Below are 21,244 nucleotides of genomic sequence, written 5' to 3' on the forward strand. Positions count from 1 at the left end.
TCAACAACTAACAACTAACAGTCAACAGTTAACAGTTAACAAAATCAGTTCTGCTGCTAGTAGCGGCAACAGTGGCAATATTTCCTTGAATGCAGCTCAGAATGTAACAGTAGGAGAGATTGATGCCAAAGGGACGGGAGGGGGAAACGTAATTTTGACTGGTAGAGGTAATGTGGTAGCGACTGGTGCGATCGCTAGTGGTGCTGGAAATATTACCTTAACGGGAGCCGAAATTGACTTTAATGGCGGCGCTAATTCCGTCAGCAGCAATGGTTATTTGACATTGCAACCCGGAAGCCTAACTCAAAATATTGCGATCGGCAACCCGACTAATCAAGGCGGGCCTACTCTGAATCTAACAGCAGACGACTTACAAGCACTACAAAACGGCTTTGCGGCGATCGCGATCGGCAGTGAAAATGGTAGCGGGGCAATTACGATCGCTAGCGATGTTACTTTCAACGATCCTGTAACCATTCAATCTACTGGTAACTCAGGCTCGATCTCAGCAACAGGAACGCTTTTGGGCACAGGCAATGCTGCTATTAATCTCAAGGCTAGCGGCGATATCAAAATTGGCAATATCTCCACCGCCAACTCAGAAATTCGAGTTACAACTACCCAGGGAAACATCACAGCTCAGCAATTGCAATCAAGCGGCGGCAATACAACACTCAGATCCCAAGGCAATATTAGCGTAGCAGCGATCGACACCTCCCCGAAGACAAGCTCCGGTGTTGGGGGAAATGCGATCGCAGTTAGTAATAGTGGCAACATTGCGATCGCTTCTGGTATTGATACTTCCTCTCCTGGGGGAACCACTGGAGATATCACCTTATCAACATCGGGAACAGTAGCAGTAGGGCCCATATCTGCTAGAGGTGTTAGGGGAGGAAATATTACGCTAACGGGTACTAACGGCATCACTATAGGCGCGATCGATGCCACCAGTAAAGAAGTGGGGGGAAATATTACCTTAACGGGTAATGAGATTGACTTGACAGGGGGCAACAATTCCGCGATCGGCAACGGCAATTTGGTGCTACAACCGGGTAATTCTAGTCAAAATATTACTATTGGCGGCTCCGGTAACACAACCGCTCTCGATTTGACTGCTACGGACTTAAATGCCTTCGGCAACGGTTTTACTGCTGTTACTATCGGTCGTTCAGACGGTAGCGGTACAATTACTTTAGGCGATCGCGACTCCGAAACATCCTCAGAATTGAGATTTCGCGACCCGACAACAATTCAAGCACCGGCAGAATCAGGCGCGATCGTGGGTACGGGAACAATTTCCGGCGCAAACGGGGCTACTATTAATTTAACTGCTGGTAGTGTTAACATCGGCGACATCAGCTCTCAGGCAGGAATTAGTATCGTCACCACGCGGGGTAATATAGCCGCAGGTACGATTTCCGCTCGCTCTGAAAATGGGAGTGGCGGTAATATTAGTATTCGTAGTGCCGGTTCGGTACAGTCAGAAAATATAAATGCTTTCGGCCATCAAGAAGGCGGTGATATCGAAATTTCGGCATCAGGTGCGATCGCCACTGGCATTATTAACTCTGGTTCTCAGTTAGGAAATGCCGGTTCTAGTACCCTTAGAAGCCAAAGCAATATTCAAGTTTCTGCGATCAAGGCGGGTGGCGTAAAAGGCGGTAGCATTGATATTATCACCGATGGCACCTTCAGAGCTACAGGCACATTTAGGGACGCGAATCAAGTCACTGCTAGCATTTCTGCGGCCGGTCGCGATCGCGCGGGTTCGATCGCAATTCAGCAGGGGATTAGCAGTCCCACACCTTTTGTAGTCGGAAATCCTAAGAAAAATGGTACCGCTGGCGCAATTACTGACGGGCAATTTACCATCGGGCCGACTCGCGAACTATTGACAACTTTTGATTTAAAGGCTTTAGGAAGTCCTCAAGAGTCCTTAACTAAGATTTCTAGTTCCAGTGAAGCACCCTTGAAAAATGCCCCCACTGCTTCCCCAAGCCCAAGTTCCAGCCCAATTATATTAACCTTAGAAGGAACGCCAGAAGTAATATTAGATGCCTCCGTAAATGCTAATAGCGGAACGAGCAAAAATTCAGTTATTTCGCAGTCTACAACCACCCAAAATTCTACCCAGAATCCTACTATTCAAATTAGTTCTATCCCCAACTCAGAGAACTTAACTATTGTCACCACACCTTCACCATCAGCCACATTAGAGCCTGGTCAAACTAAGACAATCCCCAGACCAACTGAGGGGAGTGCTACAGGCTTAGAACTTTCTCATCCTAATAGCTTAACTCAAGTGAGTTTGACAGATTTATCACCGCAATATCTCGATCAGCAACGAGGTCGTGAATTTGAAAATTACTTTGGAGGCAATCTTTCCGAAAAGTCGATCGCAGCTCAAAATATCAGAAATACGCTCTCGCGCATCGCTAGTATTACGGGGGTAAAACCCGCCGTTATTTATGTTTCTGCACAGCCTCAACAGTTGGAACTACGGCTATTTCTGCCCGATGGCAAGCCAATTTTTAAAAGTATTGCCTTGACACGGGACGAAGTATTAGAAGTAACCAAAGACTTTACAGATGATATTAGAAACCCGCGAATGCAGGATTATAAAATAGGATCTAAGCAACTTTACCAGTGGTTGATTGCACCGCTAGAGCAGGAGTTAGATACTTATGGTATTAATACGCTGATATTTTCGATGGATTCGGGGTTACGAAGTTTGCCTGTTGCTGCTTTGTATGACGGCGATCGCTTTTTAGTTGAAAAGTATAGTTTGGGGTTGATTCCTAGTTTGAGTTTGACAGATACAAACTATGTCGATATCAGGAATTCTGAGGTATTAGCAATGGGGGCCTCAGATTTTCCAGAGATTGCAGCTCAAAGTCGTTTACCTGCGGTACCAATGGAAATATCTGCGATCGTTGGGAAGCTTTGGCCTGGGGTTTCTTTTCTGAATGAAAAGTTTACTTTAGCAAACTTAAAGGCCCAACGCAGTCAACCTCAGTATCAGATTATCCATTTGGCAACTCATGGGGAATTTCAACCCGGTGGTGCGGAGAATTCTTATATCCAGTTTTGGGATACAAAGCTGCGGTTAAATCAGTTGCGGGAGTTGAAGTTGTACAACCCACAGGTGGAGTTGTTGGTATTAAGTGCTTGTACTACTGCTGTGGGAGATGAGAGTGCTGAGTTAGGCTTTGCGGGGTTGGCCGTACAAGCGGGGGTGAAGTCGGCCCTAGCGAGTTTGTGGTATGTCAGCGATGCGGGAACTTTAGGGTTGATGTCCGAATTTTATCAACAGTTGCGGACTGCACCAATTAAGGCGGAGGCGTTAAGACAAGCACAATTGGGTATGCTGCACGGTCAGGTACGTTTGCAGGATGGTCGCTTGTATAATTCGGGAAGCGATCGCGGTACTCGTTTGCCTCCTGAGTTAGTTGCACGCGGAGATAGAAGTTTATCCCATCCCTATTATTGGGCTGCTTTTACGATGATTGGTTCGCCTTGGTAATTGTGAACTAGACTTATCCGCGCGATCGCAAATCCCACACCAAAGAGCAAGGACGCGGCAATAACCGCGCCCTCCAAACGCTCTAAACAAAGAGGCTGAAATCGTTAGCTGAGAGCTGACTTGCTTGCACCCCGTTGAGGATGGCTAAAAGTTCACCATTATTAGCGATGCTAATTGCTGCTGAACCATTAGTTTGTACAATCGACAGTTGACTGAAGTCCAAACCAACCAACACCAAAGAATCAGTTCCTTGGGCAAAGTCGATGACTGTATCAGCGACGCTGCCAGAGGCTAAGATAAAGCGATCGCTACCACCGCCGCCCAGGAGAGTATCGCTACCAAGGCCGCCGAAGAATAAGTCATTGCCAATGTCACCAAACAAGAGGTCATCGCCGCTACCCCCAAATACGATGTCATTATCACTACCACCGCAGAGAGTATCATTACCTTGATCGCCTAGTAGCTGGTCATCGCCGAGACCTCCCAACACGACATCGTTACCTTTGCCGCCGTAAGAGACATCATTACCTTCATCGCCAGAAATGGAGTCATTGCCGCGATTGCCGTAAATAGTATCATTGCCGCGATCGCCAAATATCAAGTCAAAACCCTTACCCCCGAAGAGAGTATCATTTTCGACTCCCCCGTAGACAGTATCGTTACCGACATTGCCATTGATATAATCGCTACCCTGTTGACCAAAGATCGCATCGTTGCCGTTAAACCCGTAAATAGTGTCACTGCCTGCACTACCCACAAGAATCTCATCACCATCACTACCGTTAACAACATTGTTTTGAGCAGGACTAGGAGGCAGATTTGGAGCAGCAATCCTGGCGAAATCAGCAGGACAAGCTAAATCTGTCGGTACTGGGGTGGGAACCGGAGCTGGACTTGGAGAGGGCCCAGGTGCAGGTGTGGGCGCAGGCGCAGGTACAGGCGCAGGTGCCGGTGCAGGTGTAGGCGTTGGCGTTGGTTCAGGCGTTGGTGATGGTGACGGTGTAAATGTTTGCCGGAAATTGCCAAAGTCGATGCCACTGACGGTAGCACCACTAGCAAGGACGATATCGGCAGGGTTCGTCGTGCTTTGGCTGAACCCAGATGGCGAGATTTCCCGAACGCGATAACTTCCCGGTGCTAAGTTCGTGAAACGGTAGTTACCATTACTGTCTGTGTTCGCAGTAGTCAGCACCCCAGTTGTGACATTGGTTAACTGAATTTGAACTCCGGCCAAACCGCCTTCGCCACCATCTCGAACACCATTGTTATTAGCATCACTGAACTTTAGACCTTGAATTGTACCTGGTACAAATTTGAAGTTACCAAAGTTCTTGTCTATGACGCTATTTGCTGCCGCTGTGATCTCAGCAGTCAGAGGGTTGGCAGTAGTTTGTATCCAACCAGTCTGTTGAACTTCTCGGATAGTGTAAGTACCTACTGGCAGATTGGAGAATGAGTATTTACCAGTAGCATCGGTGAGGATAACTGTTTCTGGGGAATCCAGAATCGCATTGTTGTTTAAATCAAGGTAAATTTGCCAGTTGGCAAGTCCCGGTTCTCCTGCATCAAGGGTACCGTTATTGTTCAGGTCATTAAATTTGATGCCCGATATTGTGCCGGATTGGAAGTTACCGAAGTTAATATTCGGGATGTTAGAACCCCTGGCGATCGTAATATCAGGGGGATCGGAAGTAGTTTGTTCCCAGCCAGTTTGGGGAACTTCCCGCACTTTGTAAACGCCCAAGGCAGGGTCATTAAAGACATATTGACCATTGGCATCGGTAACGGTATTTGCCTCTCCTGCATCTAGTAACCCATTATCATTGGTGTCAAGGAAAATTCGCCAGTTGGCAATTCCCGGTTCTCCTGCGTCTTGGAATTCACTACGGTTGAGGTCATTGAACTTTAAGCCGCTGATGCTGCGGGGTTGATAGTTGCTGAAGTTGACATTCAATACGTCAGTGGCGACAACGGTGACATCAATGGCACGGCTACCACTAGATGTAGGTGTCTGCTGCCACCCGTTTTGCAGGACTTCGCGAACTTTGTAAGTACCGGGTAATACGTTATCAATGGTGTAGTTGCCGGTACTATCGGTGACGGCAGTTTTTTCTGTGGACTGGAAAAAGCCATCATCATTGCTGTCGATGTAGATTTGCCAATTGCTGAGTCCTTCTTCATTTAGATTGGGATCTGCACTAACATCCTGAACGCCGTTGTTATTGAGGTCATTAAATTTGATGCCCTTGATCTTGGGTAGCAACCAGTTCCCGATGTTGGTGGGAAGGGCCGCTGTGTTGATAATGTTTGTACCACTGGTGGGAGTAATAGTAGTGGCATTTGGCAGTGCGTTAGCAGGTACGCCTGTCTGACTGGGGAAGGTTTGTCGGTAGTTTGCTTGCGGTACTTCCCGTATTTTGTAGGTACCAGGGCCAACATCAAGGATAGTATAAGTGCCATCGGCAATAGTAGTGGCTGATTTTTCCCCTGCATCTAAGCTGTTGTTATTGTTGCCATCGGCATAGATTACCCAACCTGCTAGTCCGGTATCTGTTGCATCTTGAATGCCGTTGTTGTCTTTGTCCTCAAATTTCTGACCGCTGATGGTGACATTTTGGAAGTTGCCGAAGTTGAGACCGGCAACATTCGCATTAGTGATAGTTGCGCCACTTTGGGGAGTGATATCGGCGGGATCTGTTGAGGTTTTTGTGTAGCCTGGGGGTACGGTTTCGCGGACGCGGTAGGCTGCACCTCCTGTCAGAGGTTTCAAGCCTGTAAAGGTGTAAGCACCTGTTGCACCTGTGGTTACTGGGGTTCCGATCGTAGCCCCAGTAACGGAATTAGTTAAACTAATCGTAACTCCAGGTATGCCCGTTGTTTCTGCTGCATCTTGGGTGCCATTACCGTTGAGGTCATTAAATTTCAGACCACTGATGGTCATGTCTTGGAAGTTACCGAAGTTGACGGCGGTAGCACCAAAAAGATCGGTAGTGCCAATAGTAGGTACAGTGGTCGGGAAAGTCTGCGTCCAAGTCGCTTGTGCTGTTTCTGCGATCGTTGTAGTGGGCTTAGTATCGAAGAGAGTGTATTGACCCAGAGTAGCAGCAACAGCAGAAGTAGTAGCACTCTTAGTTCCTGCGGTAATAGTCCATCCACCTAAACCTGGATCTGTTGCCGCTTGAGCCCCATCACCGTTGAGATCGTTGAATTTTATCCCTTGGACAACTGGCCCATACTCGTAAGCACCAATATCTATAGTGGATTTACCAACAATAGTATTGTCAATTTTCCGAGGAAAACCTGTCCCACGTTGGTCAAAGGCTGTAGCGCCCACTGTTGTTATTGTCGGGTCGCCGCCGCCAATGGCAGGGTTGCTACTGGTAGTTACAGGGCTATTATCAACTAGGGCAAGGGTCAAAGGGCCGGTAGTCACACCGTTGAGTGCAGGAGTGGCTGCTAATACATTTCCCACAGCAACGCCCAGAGTTGCTAATTCCTGAGTAGTAGCTAAACCAGTGCTAGTACCAAGAACTCCAATCAGGTTGTTATTCCCTGTGAATGCACCTTCCAAATCGGCGTTAGTAGTAGCAGTATTGCGAGCAACGATCGTGTTTACGAGATTGACAGTACCAGCGTTATTGTAAATTCCTCCAGCATTCCCGGCTGTGGCAGTATTGTCAGCAATGGTGTTGTTAGTCAGAGTTGCGGTCGCACCAGTGTTGACAAAAATTGCAGCGCCAGCAGCCTGACCTACACCAGCACCAACACCACCAGCAGCGCCGCCCGTGACTGTATTGCTATATAAGGTGCTGTTGGTCATGGTCAAAGTGCCGCCACCGACAAAAATTGCCCCGCCTAAACCTGCACCGCCGCCGCCAAAACCAGTAACACCTGCACCTCCGAAGGTTCCGGCAGCACCAGGAGTAGCGCCCGAACTACCACCGCCGCCAAAACCAGCAGCGCCTCCAGCACCATTAGCACCAGCAGTCACACCAGTACCACCAACACCGCCAGCACCACCGCCACCTCCAAATTGGGCTGCACCACCGGCACCGCCAGCACCACCAGCACCTTGAGTGCCACTACCGGCTACTCCACCACCGCCACCGGTACCACCACCGCCACCGCCACTACCGATAACGCTACCAGCACCGCCAGCACCACCAATACCACCAACACCACCATTTGTGCCACCAGCAGTATTGCCAGCACCACCAATCCCACCAGTACCGCCAGTACCACCAGCATTCCCAGAACCTCCAGCGCCACCAGTACCGCCAGGGCCGCCAGCGGCACCAATACTATCTAAGCCTGTAAGACCAGTTCCGCCATTAGCGCCTGCTGTGCCGCCAAATACAGTCCCCAAGTCGGCATTTCCACCAGCGCCACCGTTCCCAGCCGAACCTGCACCACCAGTGGCAGAGTTGTTAGAAAAAGTAACTCTGTCAACGGTGACAGTACCGCTATTGATAAAAAGTGCGCCACCTAAGCCAGCAGCACCTCCACCACCAGTGGTTCCTGCATTGCCTACTGCTTTTGCAGAATCAATGGTGAGGTTGGAGATGTTGAAGGTTGTGTTATCAACTACGAAGGCTCGGAAATTAGAAGCACCACTGACCGTAAAACCGCCGCCAACAATAGTGGTGATGTCGTTAATTTTGGGTAGGAACCCTGTGAGGGCGATATTTCCTGTGAGGGTAATTGTGTCAATGCCACTGTTGACGTTTGCAACATTAATCGCATTTACTAATGCGTTAAAGTCGCCTGCCGTTTGGTTCAAATCAGCTAATACGCCGCTATAGGCCTCTCTGGCCACTTGGGAAAACGCTACAGGAGTCTCAATATCCCCCGTCTTTACTTCCAATTCCCAATCTCCACCCAAAGCCTCACACCCGGTAAGATCGTCGGAAGCTGCAACTTGGGCCCCTGTTAAGCGACTCAGCCTTTGCACAAATTCCAGGCCCTCTGCACCTGCTGCTACGTTACAGCCGTAAAGTAAAATTTCTGGATGGTGAGAATATCCCACTGTCGGCAACGCAAACCACTGTTCTAAATAATTCCGATAGCTTTCAATATTGCTCAGTGACAGTTCGCTTGCACCCAATTGCAAACTCCCTGCTGCACCGTGAGACAATACATGGACGGTAGCAACGTCTGTCCTCTCTTTGAGTGCTTGTGCTATTTGCTCAACACCATCGCGCTTGGAGTCGAGGATAATGACTTCTGTATGGCGATCTGCGCTTCCCGTCAGATTTTGGTAATCTTCAACTCTTGAGTCTGCAAATAGGATTTGCTTCCGTTCTTCCTCACGTACCATAATTAAATTCCCCGGTAAATCCACCTAAGATTGATAAAACAAATAAAGGCAACTTTGCGATGCCAATCGCTGGCTTCGCAAACAACAATGGCTGCCTCACCACAATTGGTTTGTTTGCGGTACAGGCTTCTTGCCTGTAAATTACTGCATACCCACTGTCAATCGCAAGTATTGCCTCAAAAAAATCTAAGAGGGGAATTGGCAAAAATTAATTATTTTTGTAGATTCCGCCCTGATAGCTTTATTGGATTGTGTAGAAGCGTCAAAGGATGCTATAGTTCCTGATTTTACAAAAAATATAGAACTGACTGCTTTGGCGACTACTTAGAAAAAGCTACTCGTTTCCCAACTATTTGAGTCTTGGTTGCTGGAGCCATACTTTGTTAAGGATTACAATACCCCGTTAAGATGTTTTTAATAACATCGCTAGTAATAATTTTTAACCAAAACATAAAACAAATACAATATAATATCACAATCACCTGCTTTTGTCAATTAAAAACCCACTTGATTTTATGTTTAATTATGTGCTTCTACTCACTCCTAAGAACCGAGCTTAAAAGCTTCCACAAACAGGCTGTAAATTAAACCAATTTTCAGACAATTTAAAATATCTATCCGCAAAGAACGACCAACTAGCCGAGTACCCCGGTAAACTATCCAGTTAATAAATTCTGTCAACGCAACTAACAACCCAGCCGCAAAAATGTCCCACTCAGCAGCTTGTCCCGCGATCGTAGAGATAGCACCACCCAAAAATGAGCCAAATAATAAACTAATTATCAGCAGCGAGATCCGCCGCCAAGGATTTTGCAACCAGTCCCCTAGCTGTTCGCTGAGAACATCAATAAGCCTGTTGAGACGAGTATTCTGCATATTAGCCTAATTTAAAGATAGTTATAACTCACTTAAAGATGTGGGGTCTACCAATTCAATTAATTGTAAAGATTATGAAACTTAAAATCTACCCAGCTATTATAGTTGCCCTATTCGTTGCATCTACAGGGGTGTGGTTGGGACGGATTAATTTTAGTCTCTGGAGCCGTTCCACGAACCCGCCAGAGTCCCCCAACTCAGCGACAATACTGCCTTCAGTACCCTCACCCTTGAGCGTAACGCCTCTACCACCTGCGATCGCATCGCCAGTATCGACAGAACCAGAGAAGGAAAAATTAGCAGCAAATACCAAAGAATCAGCCTCAAATCCTAAAGCTATTGGGTCTCTACGAGTGAGCAACCGTACCGAGCATCCAGTTCGCGTAGCTTTGCTGTTGCGGAAATCTACTCAAAAGTCCTCTGCTAAACCCGCTCACTGGGATTTTGCACCGGGGGAAGGTGGGGGTAAGGGCTTGCTTTTATCCCTTCCAGAAGGTAAGTTGCAACTAAAACCCGAAGATATATTAGTGGTCTTTGCTCAAGATGGCTCTCGCCTCTATTGGGGGCCCTATGTCGTCGGCGAAACAGCCGTACCGGTGTGGAATAACCGAGCCACTGAATGGCAATTGATACTGCAACCTTGAGCAGAAGGCAGGAGGCATGAGGCATGAGGCATGAGGCATGAGGCAGGAGGAAAATGCAATCACAGAAAGGGTTTGGGGGATTGAGAATGTCCTAAACGTTGTGGCAGTTGCTATATTTTCGTCAAAAAACTGCTGGTCGAGCTCCGTCGAAATCCGGTTTCTTTGATTGGGTGCGTAAGTCCTGTTATAGAAACCGCCAAGATGATTAATGACGTTCTTAACTACTCAAGGTCTAGCTGAAGATAGCATTTTCCTTAGCCTAAAGCATCGCGACCTTCTTCGGCTATCAGCCTTGCTTTAATATGATCCAGGAGTCAACTTTCCAGCTAAATTAATCTCTGGAGATTCCGACTAACAAAGCAACAACTCACAGACTATTTAAAGCTGGATGAAATTTAGGATTAGCGAGATCGCAGATTTGTTGAAATATAAAGTAAAGCGCCCCTCCCTAGCTTTGGCAATGTCGCTTTTGTGGCTGTGCGCCCTTAGCTGGGTAGCATTCTTATGGAATTTGGGACATGGCGGCTTAGTTGATGAGACAGAACCGTTATTTGCTGAAGCCGCCCGCCAGATGACAGTGACAGGAGACTGGATTACCCCCTATTTCAATGGTCAAACGCGCTTTGACAAGCCACCTTTAATTTACTGGTTGATGGCGATCGCCTATCATACCATCGGCGTTAACATTCTTGCGGTGCGCCTTCCCTCCGCAGTCGCCGCGATCGCCCTTACCTGTCTTGGATTTTATACCCTTTACTATTGCAAGAGAGATGGGGAGATGGGGAGATGGGGAGCGGGGGAGATGGGGAGCAGGGGAGCGGGGGAGCGGGGGAGCGAGGGAGCGGGGGAGATGGGGAGATGGAAGAGAAAAATTCCCCTTGTGCCCCTCTGCTCCCCTGCCCCTCTGCTCCTCTGCTCCTCTGCCCCTCTGCTCCTCTGCCCCTCTGCTCCTCTGCTCCTCTGCCCCCCTGCTCCTCTGCCCCTCTGCTCCCCTGCTTCAGATTCCAAAGTTTTATAGTATTGTCTTTGCTTGCAGAAGCGAGAATCGTTCCTTGAGGATTGAAACTGACACTGAAAACACTTTCACTATGACCCGAAAAAGTTTCAAGTAATTTACCTTCAATACTCCAAATTTTCACGGTTTTATCTTTGCTGCTAGTCGCGATTTTCTGACCATCGGGACTAAAACTCACCGCATAAATGCGATCGCTGTGTCCTTCGAGATTTTTAATCAACTCACCGCGATCGCTCCAAAGTTTTACAATTTTATCATCACCAACAGTAGCAATAGTTTTTCCATCGGGACTAAAACTCACATCCCAAACCCAACCTTTATGTCCTTCTAATCTATTGTACTCTTGCACTTCGGATAGCGGCCCCTGTAAATTGCGAATCACTTCTTTTTGCAGGAGATTAAATGCTCCTAATAACTGCAATTTTTTAGCCGCCCGCAAACTATTTACTAAAGCATCAAGCTGGTTTCCTGAAACTCGCAGAGCTTGAGATGTGGAATTTAGCGCTTTGATTTCAGCAATTTCTGCTTGTCTTTTTTGAGAACCTGCATTAAATGCTTCTTTTGTTTGATAAGCAGCTCCCCATGCGGCCATTATTGCTGCGATTGAAATTAGCCCAAGTCCCAAAAGAGCTTTCTGGATTGTGCGCTTAGCTTTCTGTTGCGCTTCTATCAATGTCTGATTAGCAATAGCTAATATTTCAGATGCCTGTTTTTCAGCTTCTAAGGCAATTATCACCTCTCGTTTTTCGGATTCCAAACTAGCAGCTAAAAATTGATAATCTAGATCGTTTAAGCTTTTATCTGCGGCCCAGATTTGAGCATCCCGCAATGCTTGACCCCGCAATAGTCGCGAGTCATCTAGGCGACTGGAATTAACCCAAGTTGTAATTGCTTCGGAATAGGGCCGTAGAGAAGCTAAGGCTCTATCTACCCACTTTTGATTAAATATTTCTTGATAGATACGGTTGTAAATTTTTAGTTTCCCATCTTGTTTAACGACTAAACCAGATAGTAGTAATTCTGTTTGTTCAGGACTACCATCGGCGGTAACTTGATCCTGTAAAATTTGCTGGTAAAGTCCCAGAAGTCGGCCAGAATTCTGTTCGCTTCTGAGGATGCGATCGCGAATTGTCTTTAAATGTTCGGGTTCATCGCGATATTCCCAATTTTCGATAACATAATCGCGGACAATTTGCTCTACATTCGGCGTTCTACTATCAGCATTTTTAGCAATTATTTGGCATAATTTCTGAGTTAAAAACGGTTGTCCTCCCGTCCAAGTTAGAATCTCTTGTAAAACACTTTCAGGGTTGTCTGCAACTTCTGCTAATCCCTCTGTTAAAGATAGCTTCGCTTCCTCAAAAGTAAAACCAGTTAGCTCAATACCTTGACCGATATTAAACTGCGTCCGCTGTTTATCAGTAATCAAATCCTGGGGCGTACCTACTCCCAAAAGGCAAAAAGTGAGGCGATTATATTCGGCATTGTTGGCGCGTTTGTTGTAGCAAGCACGGAGAAAAGCAAAAAAATCATCTTTGAAATTGAGGGAGATAATACTATCTATTTCATCTATAAAAATTACAATATTTTGCGGTAACTCCCGCAGCAAAACCGACTCAATAAATTCGCTAAATTTGTCTAAAGGTGACAATAAATTATGTTGTTTCCACCAATCTATACAGTTAATTTTGTTGGATAAATCAAACTCCTTAACTAATCTTCTGACAATACCTAAATACCATTTTTCTGGCGTTACATCTAGACTGCCAATTTCTGTAAGATCGATAGCAGCGCAGATAATTCCTTCTGCATTTAACCTTTGGAAAGTTCGCACCCACAAACTAGATTTCCCCATCTGGCGCGAATTCAATACATAACAAAATTCTCCTTTTTTCAAACCATTATAAAGCCGATTATCTGCTTCCCTGACTACATAAGTAGGGTGTCGATCTTCTAAACTTCCCCCAACTTGATAGGATTTTTCAATTAACATAGTAATTTATATTGGTTGACAACTTAGGTAACGCCGCTTTGGGGGGTATCTTATGCCAAATCGGGGTTTAGTAATCCCCTTTATTAGTAATAATCCGTCATTGCGAGCGAAGCGAAGCAATCGCAGAGACTAGGCGATTGCTTCGCTTCGCTCGCAATGACAATAAAAAGGGTAGTAAACCCGGATTTGGTATTACCGCCCAAAGCGGCGTTACGGATGAAGGTCTTAATCATAGTAGTTTATTTGTATTTGCCTACTTAAATTATTAAGCTCGATCGCGAAATTTATTTTGAAAATACTGCCGATATAACTGACAACTGGGTATCACCCCATTTTGCTGCTGTTTGACTAATCCAATACTCAGCAATTTAAATTGTAGCATTGATTCTAACTGCACGCTACCGTTAGTATTAACTACCTGTTTGAAAGCTGTTGCCAGTTGAGGATATTCTTGAATAGTACCCCAGTGTCCCTGCAAATGTTCGCGGTAAATTCCTAAATCTGTAGGAGCATTTTCTAGCAATTGTTCTAGGGTCAAATTCTGACGACGGAGGTGATAAATTGCCAATTGTACTAGATAAGGATGGCCTCCTACCATTGCCATTAAATCTGCAAGATATGCTTCTCCTGTATTAGTCTCCCAATTTAGACCGTAACGCTCCGCTAAATCTTGTACTTGTTTGGGAGTAAATTCGGGTAATTCTATGGGCAAACCAACATTAAATGGGGATTGATTCACCTTCAGAGGGATATAAACATCTGTGGAATGTACGATTACTAGCCGCAGTTTTTTCCAGATAGAATCCTTGAGTTTTGCATACTCGTGCAATACTCGCAGCAATCCAAAAAAATCTTGAGCAATTTCGGGATGAGGGAAAATGCGATCGACTTCATCTAATCCTAATACTACTGGTGTATCTATTTCTGAAAGTAGATAATCCTCGAAGTAATTTGTACAGTTAGTATTGCTGGTAAACAGTTCTTCATCCCAATAATCAGCTAATTTATTCGGTAGTTGTAACTCTCTGCTCGCGCACTTGCAAAACCAGCGGAGAAATTGATCCAGGCTTTTTAATACTCCTCTATCTGCTAGCAACAGGTTTAAATTTACTGTTTTGTATCCAGCTTGAATGGCACTATTTAAAATTCGATTGAGTAGTGAAGTTTTGCCCATTTGCCGGGAGGCTTTGATGCGGATTAAAGCTCCTGGTTGTAAAATTGCTTGACAACAATCTAATTCAATGGGCGGACGTTCTAGGTAAAAAGTTGAATCCAATTCAACTGGCCCTTCTGGAAATTCTAGTGAAAGGTCAGATGGTAATTTTGTCGGCGTTAAGGTGACAGATTTTCGTTCTAGTGCTGTGCGAAAATTACTTTTACTTACCTCTTCTCCCAAGGCTTCGGAAAGTAATTTCCAGAATTTGTGACCGACTGTTCGCTGGAGATAATTGACAGTATATTCTGTATTGGCTGCCATTTCTTCGTAGGTTTGATGCAGCCACGCCCCGTGAAATATAGTAGTTTCGACATCAGTTAGATATCTGCCAGCATTGGTGAAAACTGCTTGATTTACGATGGCGAGGGCTTGTTCAAAATTTAGAGTGTTTGTTTGCATAAAGCCTACAATTTTCAGGCTGGGATATCTAAGTACAATTAGTCCTATTCCAGATTATTCTAAGTTAGCAAGCGGCTCCCGCTAACCCTCTTAAAAAGGCAGAGCTATGAGATGTGCTAAAATCTTTAGCTTGCTTAAGTGCTTCCATCAGGTTAGCTGTAATTGTCATGTTGCCAGAGCGATCGCAGAATATCTACATTTTACTATAGAAAATTAATCAAATGAAGGCGGACGGTGAGACTAAGACTTTACCCTTCGACGGGTTCAGGGACTACAACTGTGCCCTGAACCCGTCGAAGAGCTCAGTCGAACGCTTGTCAAACTGGTCAAAGGAGCAAATTTATTGATCTAATTTCCAGCCCAATGCAGCAGCGACTTGACCGGCAAGTTGCAGGGGATTAAAGGGTTTAGCGATCGCATCACTTAGACCCATTTGAGTATAGCGGCGACGGTCAGAGGATTGGATCTTTGCCGTCAATAGAATTACTGGAATACCTTTAGTCGCTGAATTTTCCTGAAGCTTTTTAAAAGTCGCAAGCCCATCCATATCGGGCATCATCACATCTAGCAAAATGGCATCAGGTTGTTCAGTTTCGGCTTTACTCAAGCACTCTTGACCAGAACTAGCGGTCAGCACTTCCCAACCCGCTACGGTTTCCAGGCAAACCTTAGCAACTTCTTGAATGTATTCCTCATTATCAACTATGAGAATGCGTTTTGTTGTCATATTTACCCCCCTGTCAACAATTTCTTTCACTAGGGGTTAATATCATTCTATCATCTTTTAAATCTCAAAATCTTATGTTTAATTAGGTGGATTTACCGATCGCCTGCCAATCACCCTATCCTCTCCTGCTCGCAGTCCCGAATCGGAATCATGAAATAGAATATACTACCCTCACCTAGAACGCTTTCCACCCAAATATGACCGTCGTGCTGTTGCACAATACTGCGACAAATAGCTAAACCCAAACCTGTGCCTTCATGATTTCGAGAATCTGATGAATCTACTTGTTGGAAGCGCTCAAAAATACTTTCAAGTTTTTCAGTAGGAATGCCACGCCCTTCATCCTTAACTATGAACAATAGATGGCGATCTTGCTGTTGAACTGTGAGCCAAACTATCTTGCCAGTATGTGAAAATTTAATTGCGTTGCTGAGCAAATTAATTAATGTCTGGACAATGCGATCTGGATCTGCCCAAAGCGAAATAGAGAGACTGGAAACCGAGAGAGTTACCTCAACTTTATTAGCCAGAGCTTGTACTACATTTACTGCTTCTGTAATCAGATCCTCAACATTGCAGCATTGCTTTTCCATCTTCACTCTGCCCGACTCAATGCGTTCGATATCTAGAATGTCATTGATCAGACGCACTAGGCGATCGGTGCTATCTACGGCAATATATAACATTCGTTTACCTTCCTCTGAGTCCGCTTTGAGCAAACCGCTTGCTAACATTCCTAGCGAACCATGAATCGAAGTTAGGGGCGTGCGGAGTTCATGACTAACAATGGAGATAAACTCATCTTTCATGCGCTCGATTTGCTTGCGGTCAGTGATATCCTGCAAAAATACAGTAAATGCTACTTCTTTGTCTAAATTCAATTTAGAAATAGAGGCTTCTGCTGGAAATTCAGTACCATCTTTGCGGCGACCAGAAATTTCGCGCCTTTCTCCCATCCGCCGAGATCTAATAGGAGATTGCCCAAAGTCATTTACATATTGCTGATGGACTTGAACAAAGCGTAATGGCAACAAAACATCTAGAGGTTGTCCGATCGCTTCCTCTGCTGAATAGCCAAAGATTTTCTCTGCTCCCTGGTTAAATAGAGTAATGCGCTGATGGCGATCGAGAGAGATAATGGCATCTTCTGCAATATCTAGAATGCCTGCAAACCGCGCTTGGGAAATCTGGAGAGCTTCTTGGATGCGTTTATGTTCTTCCAGTTCTGATTGCATACAGTTGTTAACTTCCTGTAACTCAGTTGTGCGCTCTGTAACTCTTCGTTCTAGATTATTCTTTTCGTTTTGTAGCGCTTCCTCAGCTTGTTTGCAAGCAGTAATATCTCTAACAGTTCCTAGAATTCTGACAGGTTCACCCGTTTCGTTATAAAAAAATTTTCCTTTACTTTCAATCCAATGAATGCTACCATTAGACCAAACGATCCGATAATATTGGCTATAGTCTGTTTGTTGTTGGCGGGCAAGATTTAACTGGGCAATTAAACTTTCACAGTCTTCTGGGTGAAGGTAAGAATAGAACATTTTATCCGTACCATCAAAGGTTCCAGGAGCCAGACCAAACAATCTTTCGTGTTCTTCAGACCAGATAATTTGATTGGTCAGTAAGTTCCAGTCCCAAATCCCCATTTGACCTGCTTCTAAGGCTAGTTGGAGCCGCAGTTCGCTCCTAGTCAATCCTGCTTTTGCCTGTTGGCGATCGCCCATCTCGCGTTTGACAGCTCGGATTCGTTCTAGTCGATTAATGATGCGGGTGACAAGTTCTGGCCCGACAATTGGTTTACTGACAAAATCATCTGCACCCACTGAAAAGACCTGGTTGATGCTCTCAGCATCGCTGTGAGCTGTGAGAAATAGAATCGGTAAGCTGCTCCAAGATGAGTCGTTTCGGACAATTTGACAGAGTTCAGTTCCACTAATCTGTGGCATTTCGATATCTAGAATCAGCAAATCGGGTGAAGTTGTTTCTAACAATTCCCAAAATTGTCTGGGATCGGCAAGGGCGATGATTTTGAGTCCCCAGGGTTCGAGCAGCGATCGCACAATTGCCAGCATTTTTGGATCGTCATCGACTACCATTACCCTCGCTTTTTCCCGATCTACTTGATGCAATACTTGGTTAATTGCATCCAATATCTGTGAGGGGGGAACCGATTTTGGCAAGAATGTGTGTTCCCCCAGACGAGCAACCTCTAAGCGTGTAGTTAAATCATCGCGTTCAGTAAAGATGATGGCGGGAATAGGGGGAGCGTGTTTTTTTAATTCAGCTAATAAGGTCAGACTTTCTGCGGCTGTAGGAAAAATCGCAGGCTCTAAAAGCACTAAGTCTGGTGATTTTAAGCCGATTTTATTTCTGGCTATAGTCAGGTTGGTAGCAACTTCGAGATCGAATCCCCAGGTTGTAGCTTCAGCAATTAGTTTTTTAGCTAGGGAGCGATCGCGATCGACAATTAACAGTAAAGGACGCTCATCTGCGGTTGTAGCCTCTGTAGCAGAGGGAGTAGGATCTGGCTCTGTTGGTGTAACCGATAATTCGGAAATACTATGCGATCGCTCAATTTCCTCCCGCAGCAGTCTCACCCATTCGCGTAATTGTCTCACTCGATCCTGGCTCAAAGGCTGTTCAACTTTTAAGGTGCGTTCGATCCGTCGGGCCAATTCCGAACCCGCCGATAAACCAAACGTCCCCAACGATCCCGCCAGCGTATGAGCTTCCTGTTTTGCCAGTTGTTGTAACTCCCGATCCAATTCCTGATGCCACAAGGCGTTAACGGCTCGTTCTAGGACTCCAACTTGTTCGCTTACCCGTTGCTGGAATTGAGACCAAACTTTGCTGACCATCGCCAGCGTTTGGTTTTGAGTCCCTTCGCTAACACTAGAATCTGAACTCTGAATATCTCTCTCTCCCGTTTCCTCATCTTTGCGTCTCCCCTTCCCCTCTCTCCTTTCCTTCGGCTTGAGGCGATAGCCGATCCCGTAGACGGTTTCGATCATATCTGTTGGCGCACCAGCCGCTTTTAACTTTTGCCGCAGTCCTTTGATGTGGGTTCTAACGGCTTCGTCGCTGGGAACCTCTTCAAACGACCACAGGTTTTCTAAGATTGCTCCACAGCTAAATACGCGGCGGCTATTTCGCAAAAACAGCTCTAGCAGGGCATATTCTTTGGCAGTCAGGGATAAAGGTTTGGTTTTATATGTAACTTCACAGCTTATGGGATCGAACACCAAGTCGCCCCACTCCAGTACAGATTGACTGGTGAGCTGATTCCGGCGCAGTAATGCGCGAATCCGAGCAGCTAATTCTTCCGGTTCAAAAGGCTTGACGACATAATCATCCGCCCCTGCATCCAAGCCCAGAGCCTTGTCATGGCTGGTATTTCGAGCTGTGAGCAGGAGAATTGGCATTTGATGGCCTTGCGATCGCAACCTTTGACACAGCGTAATCCCATCTAGTTTGGGTAGTGTGACATCCAGCAGAATCAGGTCATAGGCAAAGGCTTCTGTTAATTCCCACCCCTCTTGTCCATCGGAAGCTGTTTCGACTGTGTAGTTTTGGCTAGCAAGGGTCGCTACCAATGCTTGAGCGGTCAGTTCGTCGTCTTCTACAACTAAAATTTTCATGCTCAGAAATAATCGACCAAGATACTAAGGGGATGAGGCTGACAAATCCACTTATAGCAACCGCCAGGGCGGTTAGGGGCTAGGGGCTAGGGGCTAGCTATAATATTAACCACTCGATCGCAACGTCAAAACCTGCGGCGGAGTAGCATCAGGCGGATAAAGAAACTCAACCTGAACAGTGCGGCGTTCCCCAGACTTCATATTCATCGTCACCAAAGGTTCCCCCTGCTGACCTCGCCGCTGTATGATGTGAATATAGCGGTTTTGCGTCGCCCCGCGATCGTCATTATAAAGAACTCGAATCGTACCCCGAAAAAATACCCGATTATCAGGAGGATCGTAAAACATCAGACCCTCAGCCTGCTTATTCGCCTTCACCGGCGTTTGCATCTCAATACTAATAGTTTTAGCTTGCTTCTCTGGGTTGTATAAAGGAAAAGTCAAACTATACTGCACACCATAATTACCGTGAGCATAGTAAGCAGTATCGGGATAACGAGCCAGCATCTTCGCACTTTGAATTTGACCAGTCCCGAAAGTCCCCGTGTAAGTAGTGCTCAAAGCATAAGAAAACGCCTTTCCCCGTTGAGGTACGCTCAAATAATCCACCTTCGGATTATCCGTAACACGCGCCAACCACTGCGAACCTTCAGCAACTCCCGCCACACGGCCGTAAATCACTCGCGGACTAGCCAAACCAGGTAAAGTAGGAGCCAAATCTCTCGGCCCCGCTAAACGACCAGTCTTTAACAGCTTCTCCCACTGTTCCAAAGTCGGAAATTGCTCCTTACCCTTGGCATCCAAAGGAGCAAACATCGCTAAAGTAGCAATATATAGTGAGTTACTACTCGAAAGGCGCATCAGAGTAGTGCGGCCATTCGATGACGGCGTTACATTACCAACTGGTATCGGCAAATTGATTAACATCTGACTTCTACCCCCAGGAATCTCCATCGCCGCCGGAAAACTATCTTGTCTGCGCCCTCGGAGCACATCATTTGTCACCCGACTCCCAGGCCCAGCAAAGACCGTACCCAAAGGGTTTTCAAGATAAGAAGGTAAACTCACAAATAGTGCATCCGGCCGAGTCAGGTAGCTGACTGCTTGCAATACATCCAGATTGACAGGTTGAGAATTGGGATTATAGGCAATGATGCCCTGATAGAGAGTACGAGTTTGTTGAGTAGTTTTAGCCTTCACAATGTGGTGGCTAAATATGTCAAAACGGCCTTTGAAGGGAAAATTTAAGTGTGCAGACGGTGTTTGCTTTCCTTGCGAGGGGAAGGTAGAAAGCAAAATACCTTCTGTCTGCACCATTTCTGGACTGTTGCTATTGAAGACAGGAATGCTATCTAGTTGTCCAGGTAAAGGCCGGACTTCTTGAGTTTGCATCACCGGTTTGGGCGGAATGCGCGGCGGCGGCGGGTTCAGAAGTTCATCTGCCTCCGTTGGAACTTCTGGAGGGAGGATGACTTGTTGGGCAGGCGGTACGGGGATGGCTTGCGCCAGGGGCAAAATTGGCACGAACATTATAACTAGGGGCTAGGGACTAGGGGCTAGGGGCTAGGGGAAGAGAGGGGCGCTTAGGCTAGGGGCTAGGGACTAGGGGAAGAGAAAAAGAGGGACTAGGATGCTCCTATGCTCCGATGCTCAGGAAAGAGAGGAAGAGGGGCTACGATGCTCCGATGTTCAGGGAAGAAGGAACTAGAATCAAGGGTTTTAGGAACTCAGAGTCTACAGGGTTCGACACAAAACTTTACCACAATCCGCTTAATTTTTTCTTCAGTTCGCTAAATCTTTGCTAAAGGAAGAAGGAAGAAGGAAAATGCAGTAAACTATTCCTTTTTCCCCTTTTTCCCCTTTTTCCCCTTTTTCCCCTTTTTCCCCTTTTTCCCC

Annotated in this window: 9 protein-coding genes and 1 pseudogene; 3 read left to right on the forward strand and 7 right to left on the reverse strand. The window is 46.1% G+C overall.

Features of this window, described 5'->3' with window-relative positions; genetic code table 11:
* Positions 1-3,523, forward strand: a 3,523-nt coding sequence (locus tag OSCI_RS21005) for a CHAT domain-containing protein (RefSeq protein ID WP_039962724.1), incomplete at its 5' end; no start/stop codon positions are given.
* Positions 3,524-3,605: 82 nt separating this feature from the next.
* Here the strand turns inward: OSCI_RS21005 and OSCI_RS32090 are convergent.
* Entirely contained in the window at positions 3,606-8,840 is a 5,235-nt protein-coding gene (locus OSCI_RS32090) for an SdrD B-like domain-containing protein (protein WP_007357148.1), read from the reverse strand.
* A gap of 543 nt (positions 8,841-9,383) precedes the next feature.
* Positions 9,384-9,716, reverse strand: a complete 333-nt coding sequence (locus tag OSCI_RS21020; protein ID WP_007357149.1) for a DUF565 domain-containing protein — start codon at positions 9,714-9,716, stop codon at positions 9,384-9,386.
* Between the two features lie 74 nt (positions 9,717-9,790).
* On the opposite strand from OSCI_RS21020, the gene OSCI_RS21025 reads away from it, so the two are divergent.
* A complete protein-coding gene (locus OSCI_RS21025) occupies positions 9,791-10,360 on the forward strand; it encodes a hypothetical protein (protein WP_026103604.1) in 570 nt (189 codons plus the stop codon).
* Between the two features lie 460 nt (positions 10,361-10,820).
* Positions 10,821-11,117 (forward strand): annotated as a pseudogene (locus OSCI_RS31675) (ArnT family glycosyltransferase); the annotation flags it as partial.
* On the opposite strand, the gene OSCI_RS29360 reads toward OSCI_RS31675, so the two are convergent.
* The 5 genes from OSCI_RS29360 to OSCI_RS21050 form a co-directional block, all read right to left on the reverse strand.
* A complete protein-coding gene (locus OSCI_RS29360; RefSeq protein WP_007357152.1) occupies positions 11,089-13,368 on the reverse strand; it encodes an AAA-like domain-containing protein in 2,280 nt (759 codons plus the stop codon). The pseudogene OSCI_RS31675 and the gene OSCI_RS29360 overlap by 29 nt on opposite strands.
* A gap of 265 nt (positions 13,369-13,633) precedes the next feature.
* Positions 13,634-14,983 carry an AAA-like domain-containing protein gene (locus OSCI_RS21035; RefSeq protein WP_007357154.1) on the reverse strand — a complete coding sequence of 450 codons (1,350 nt, stop codon included), beginning with the start codon at positions 14,981-14,983 and terminating at the stop codon, positions 13,634-13,636.
* A gap of 340 nt (positions 14,984-15,323) precedes the next feature.
* Entirely contained in the window at positions 15,324-15,710 is a 387-nt protein-coding gene (locus OSCI_RS21040) for a response regulator (protein ID WP_007357155.1), read from the reverse strand.
* A 110-nt stretch (positions 15,711-15,820) separates the two neighbouring features.
* Positions 15,821-19,348 (reverse strand): response regulator, encoded by a 3,528-nt coding sequence (locus OSCI_RS21045; protein ID WP_007357156.1) that lies wholly within the window; start codon positions 19,346-19,348, stop codon positions 15,821-15,823.
* 105 nt (positions 19,349-19,453) lie between these two features.
* Positions 19,454-20,878, reverse strand: a complete 1,425-nt coding sequence (locus tag OSCI_RS21050) for a DUF3370 domain-containing protein (RefSeq protein WP_007357157.1) — start codon at positions 20,876-20,878, stop codon at positions 19,454-19,456.
* Positions 20,879-21,244 lie beyond the last annotated feature (366 nt).

The organism is Kamptonema sp. PCC 6506, assembly GCF_000180455.1.
GTDB lineage: Bacteria > Cyanobacteriota > Cyanobacteriia > Cyanobacteriales > Microcoleaceae > Kamptonema > Kamptonema formosum.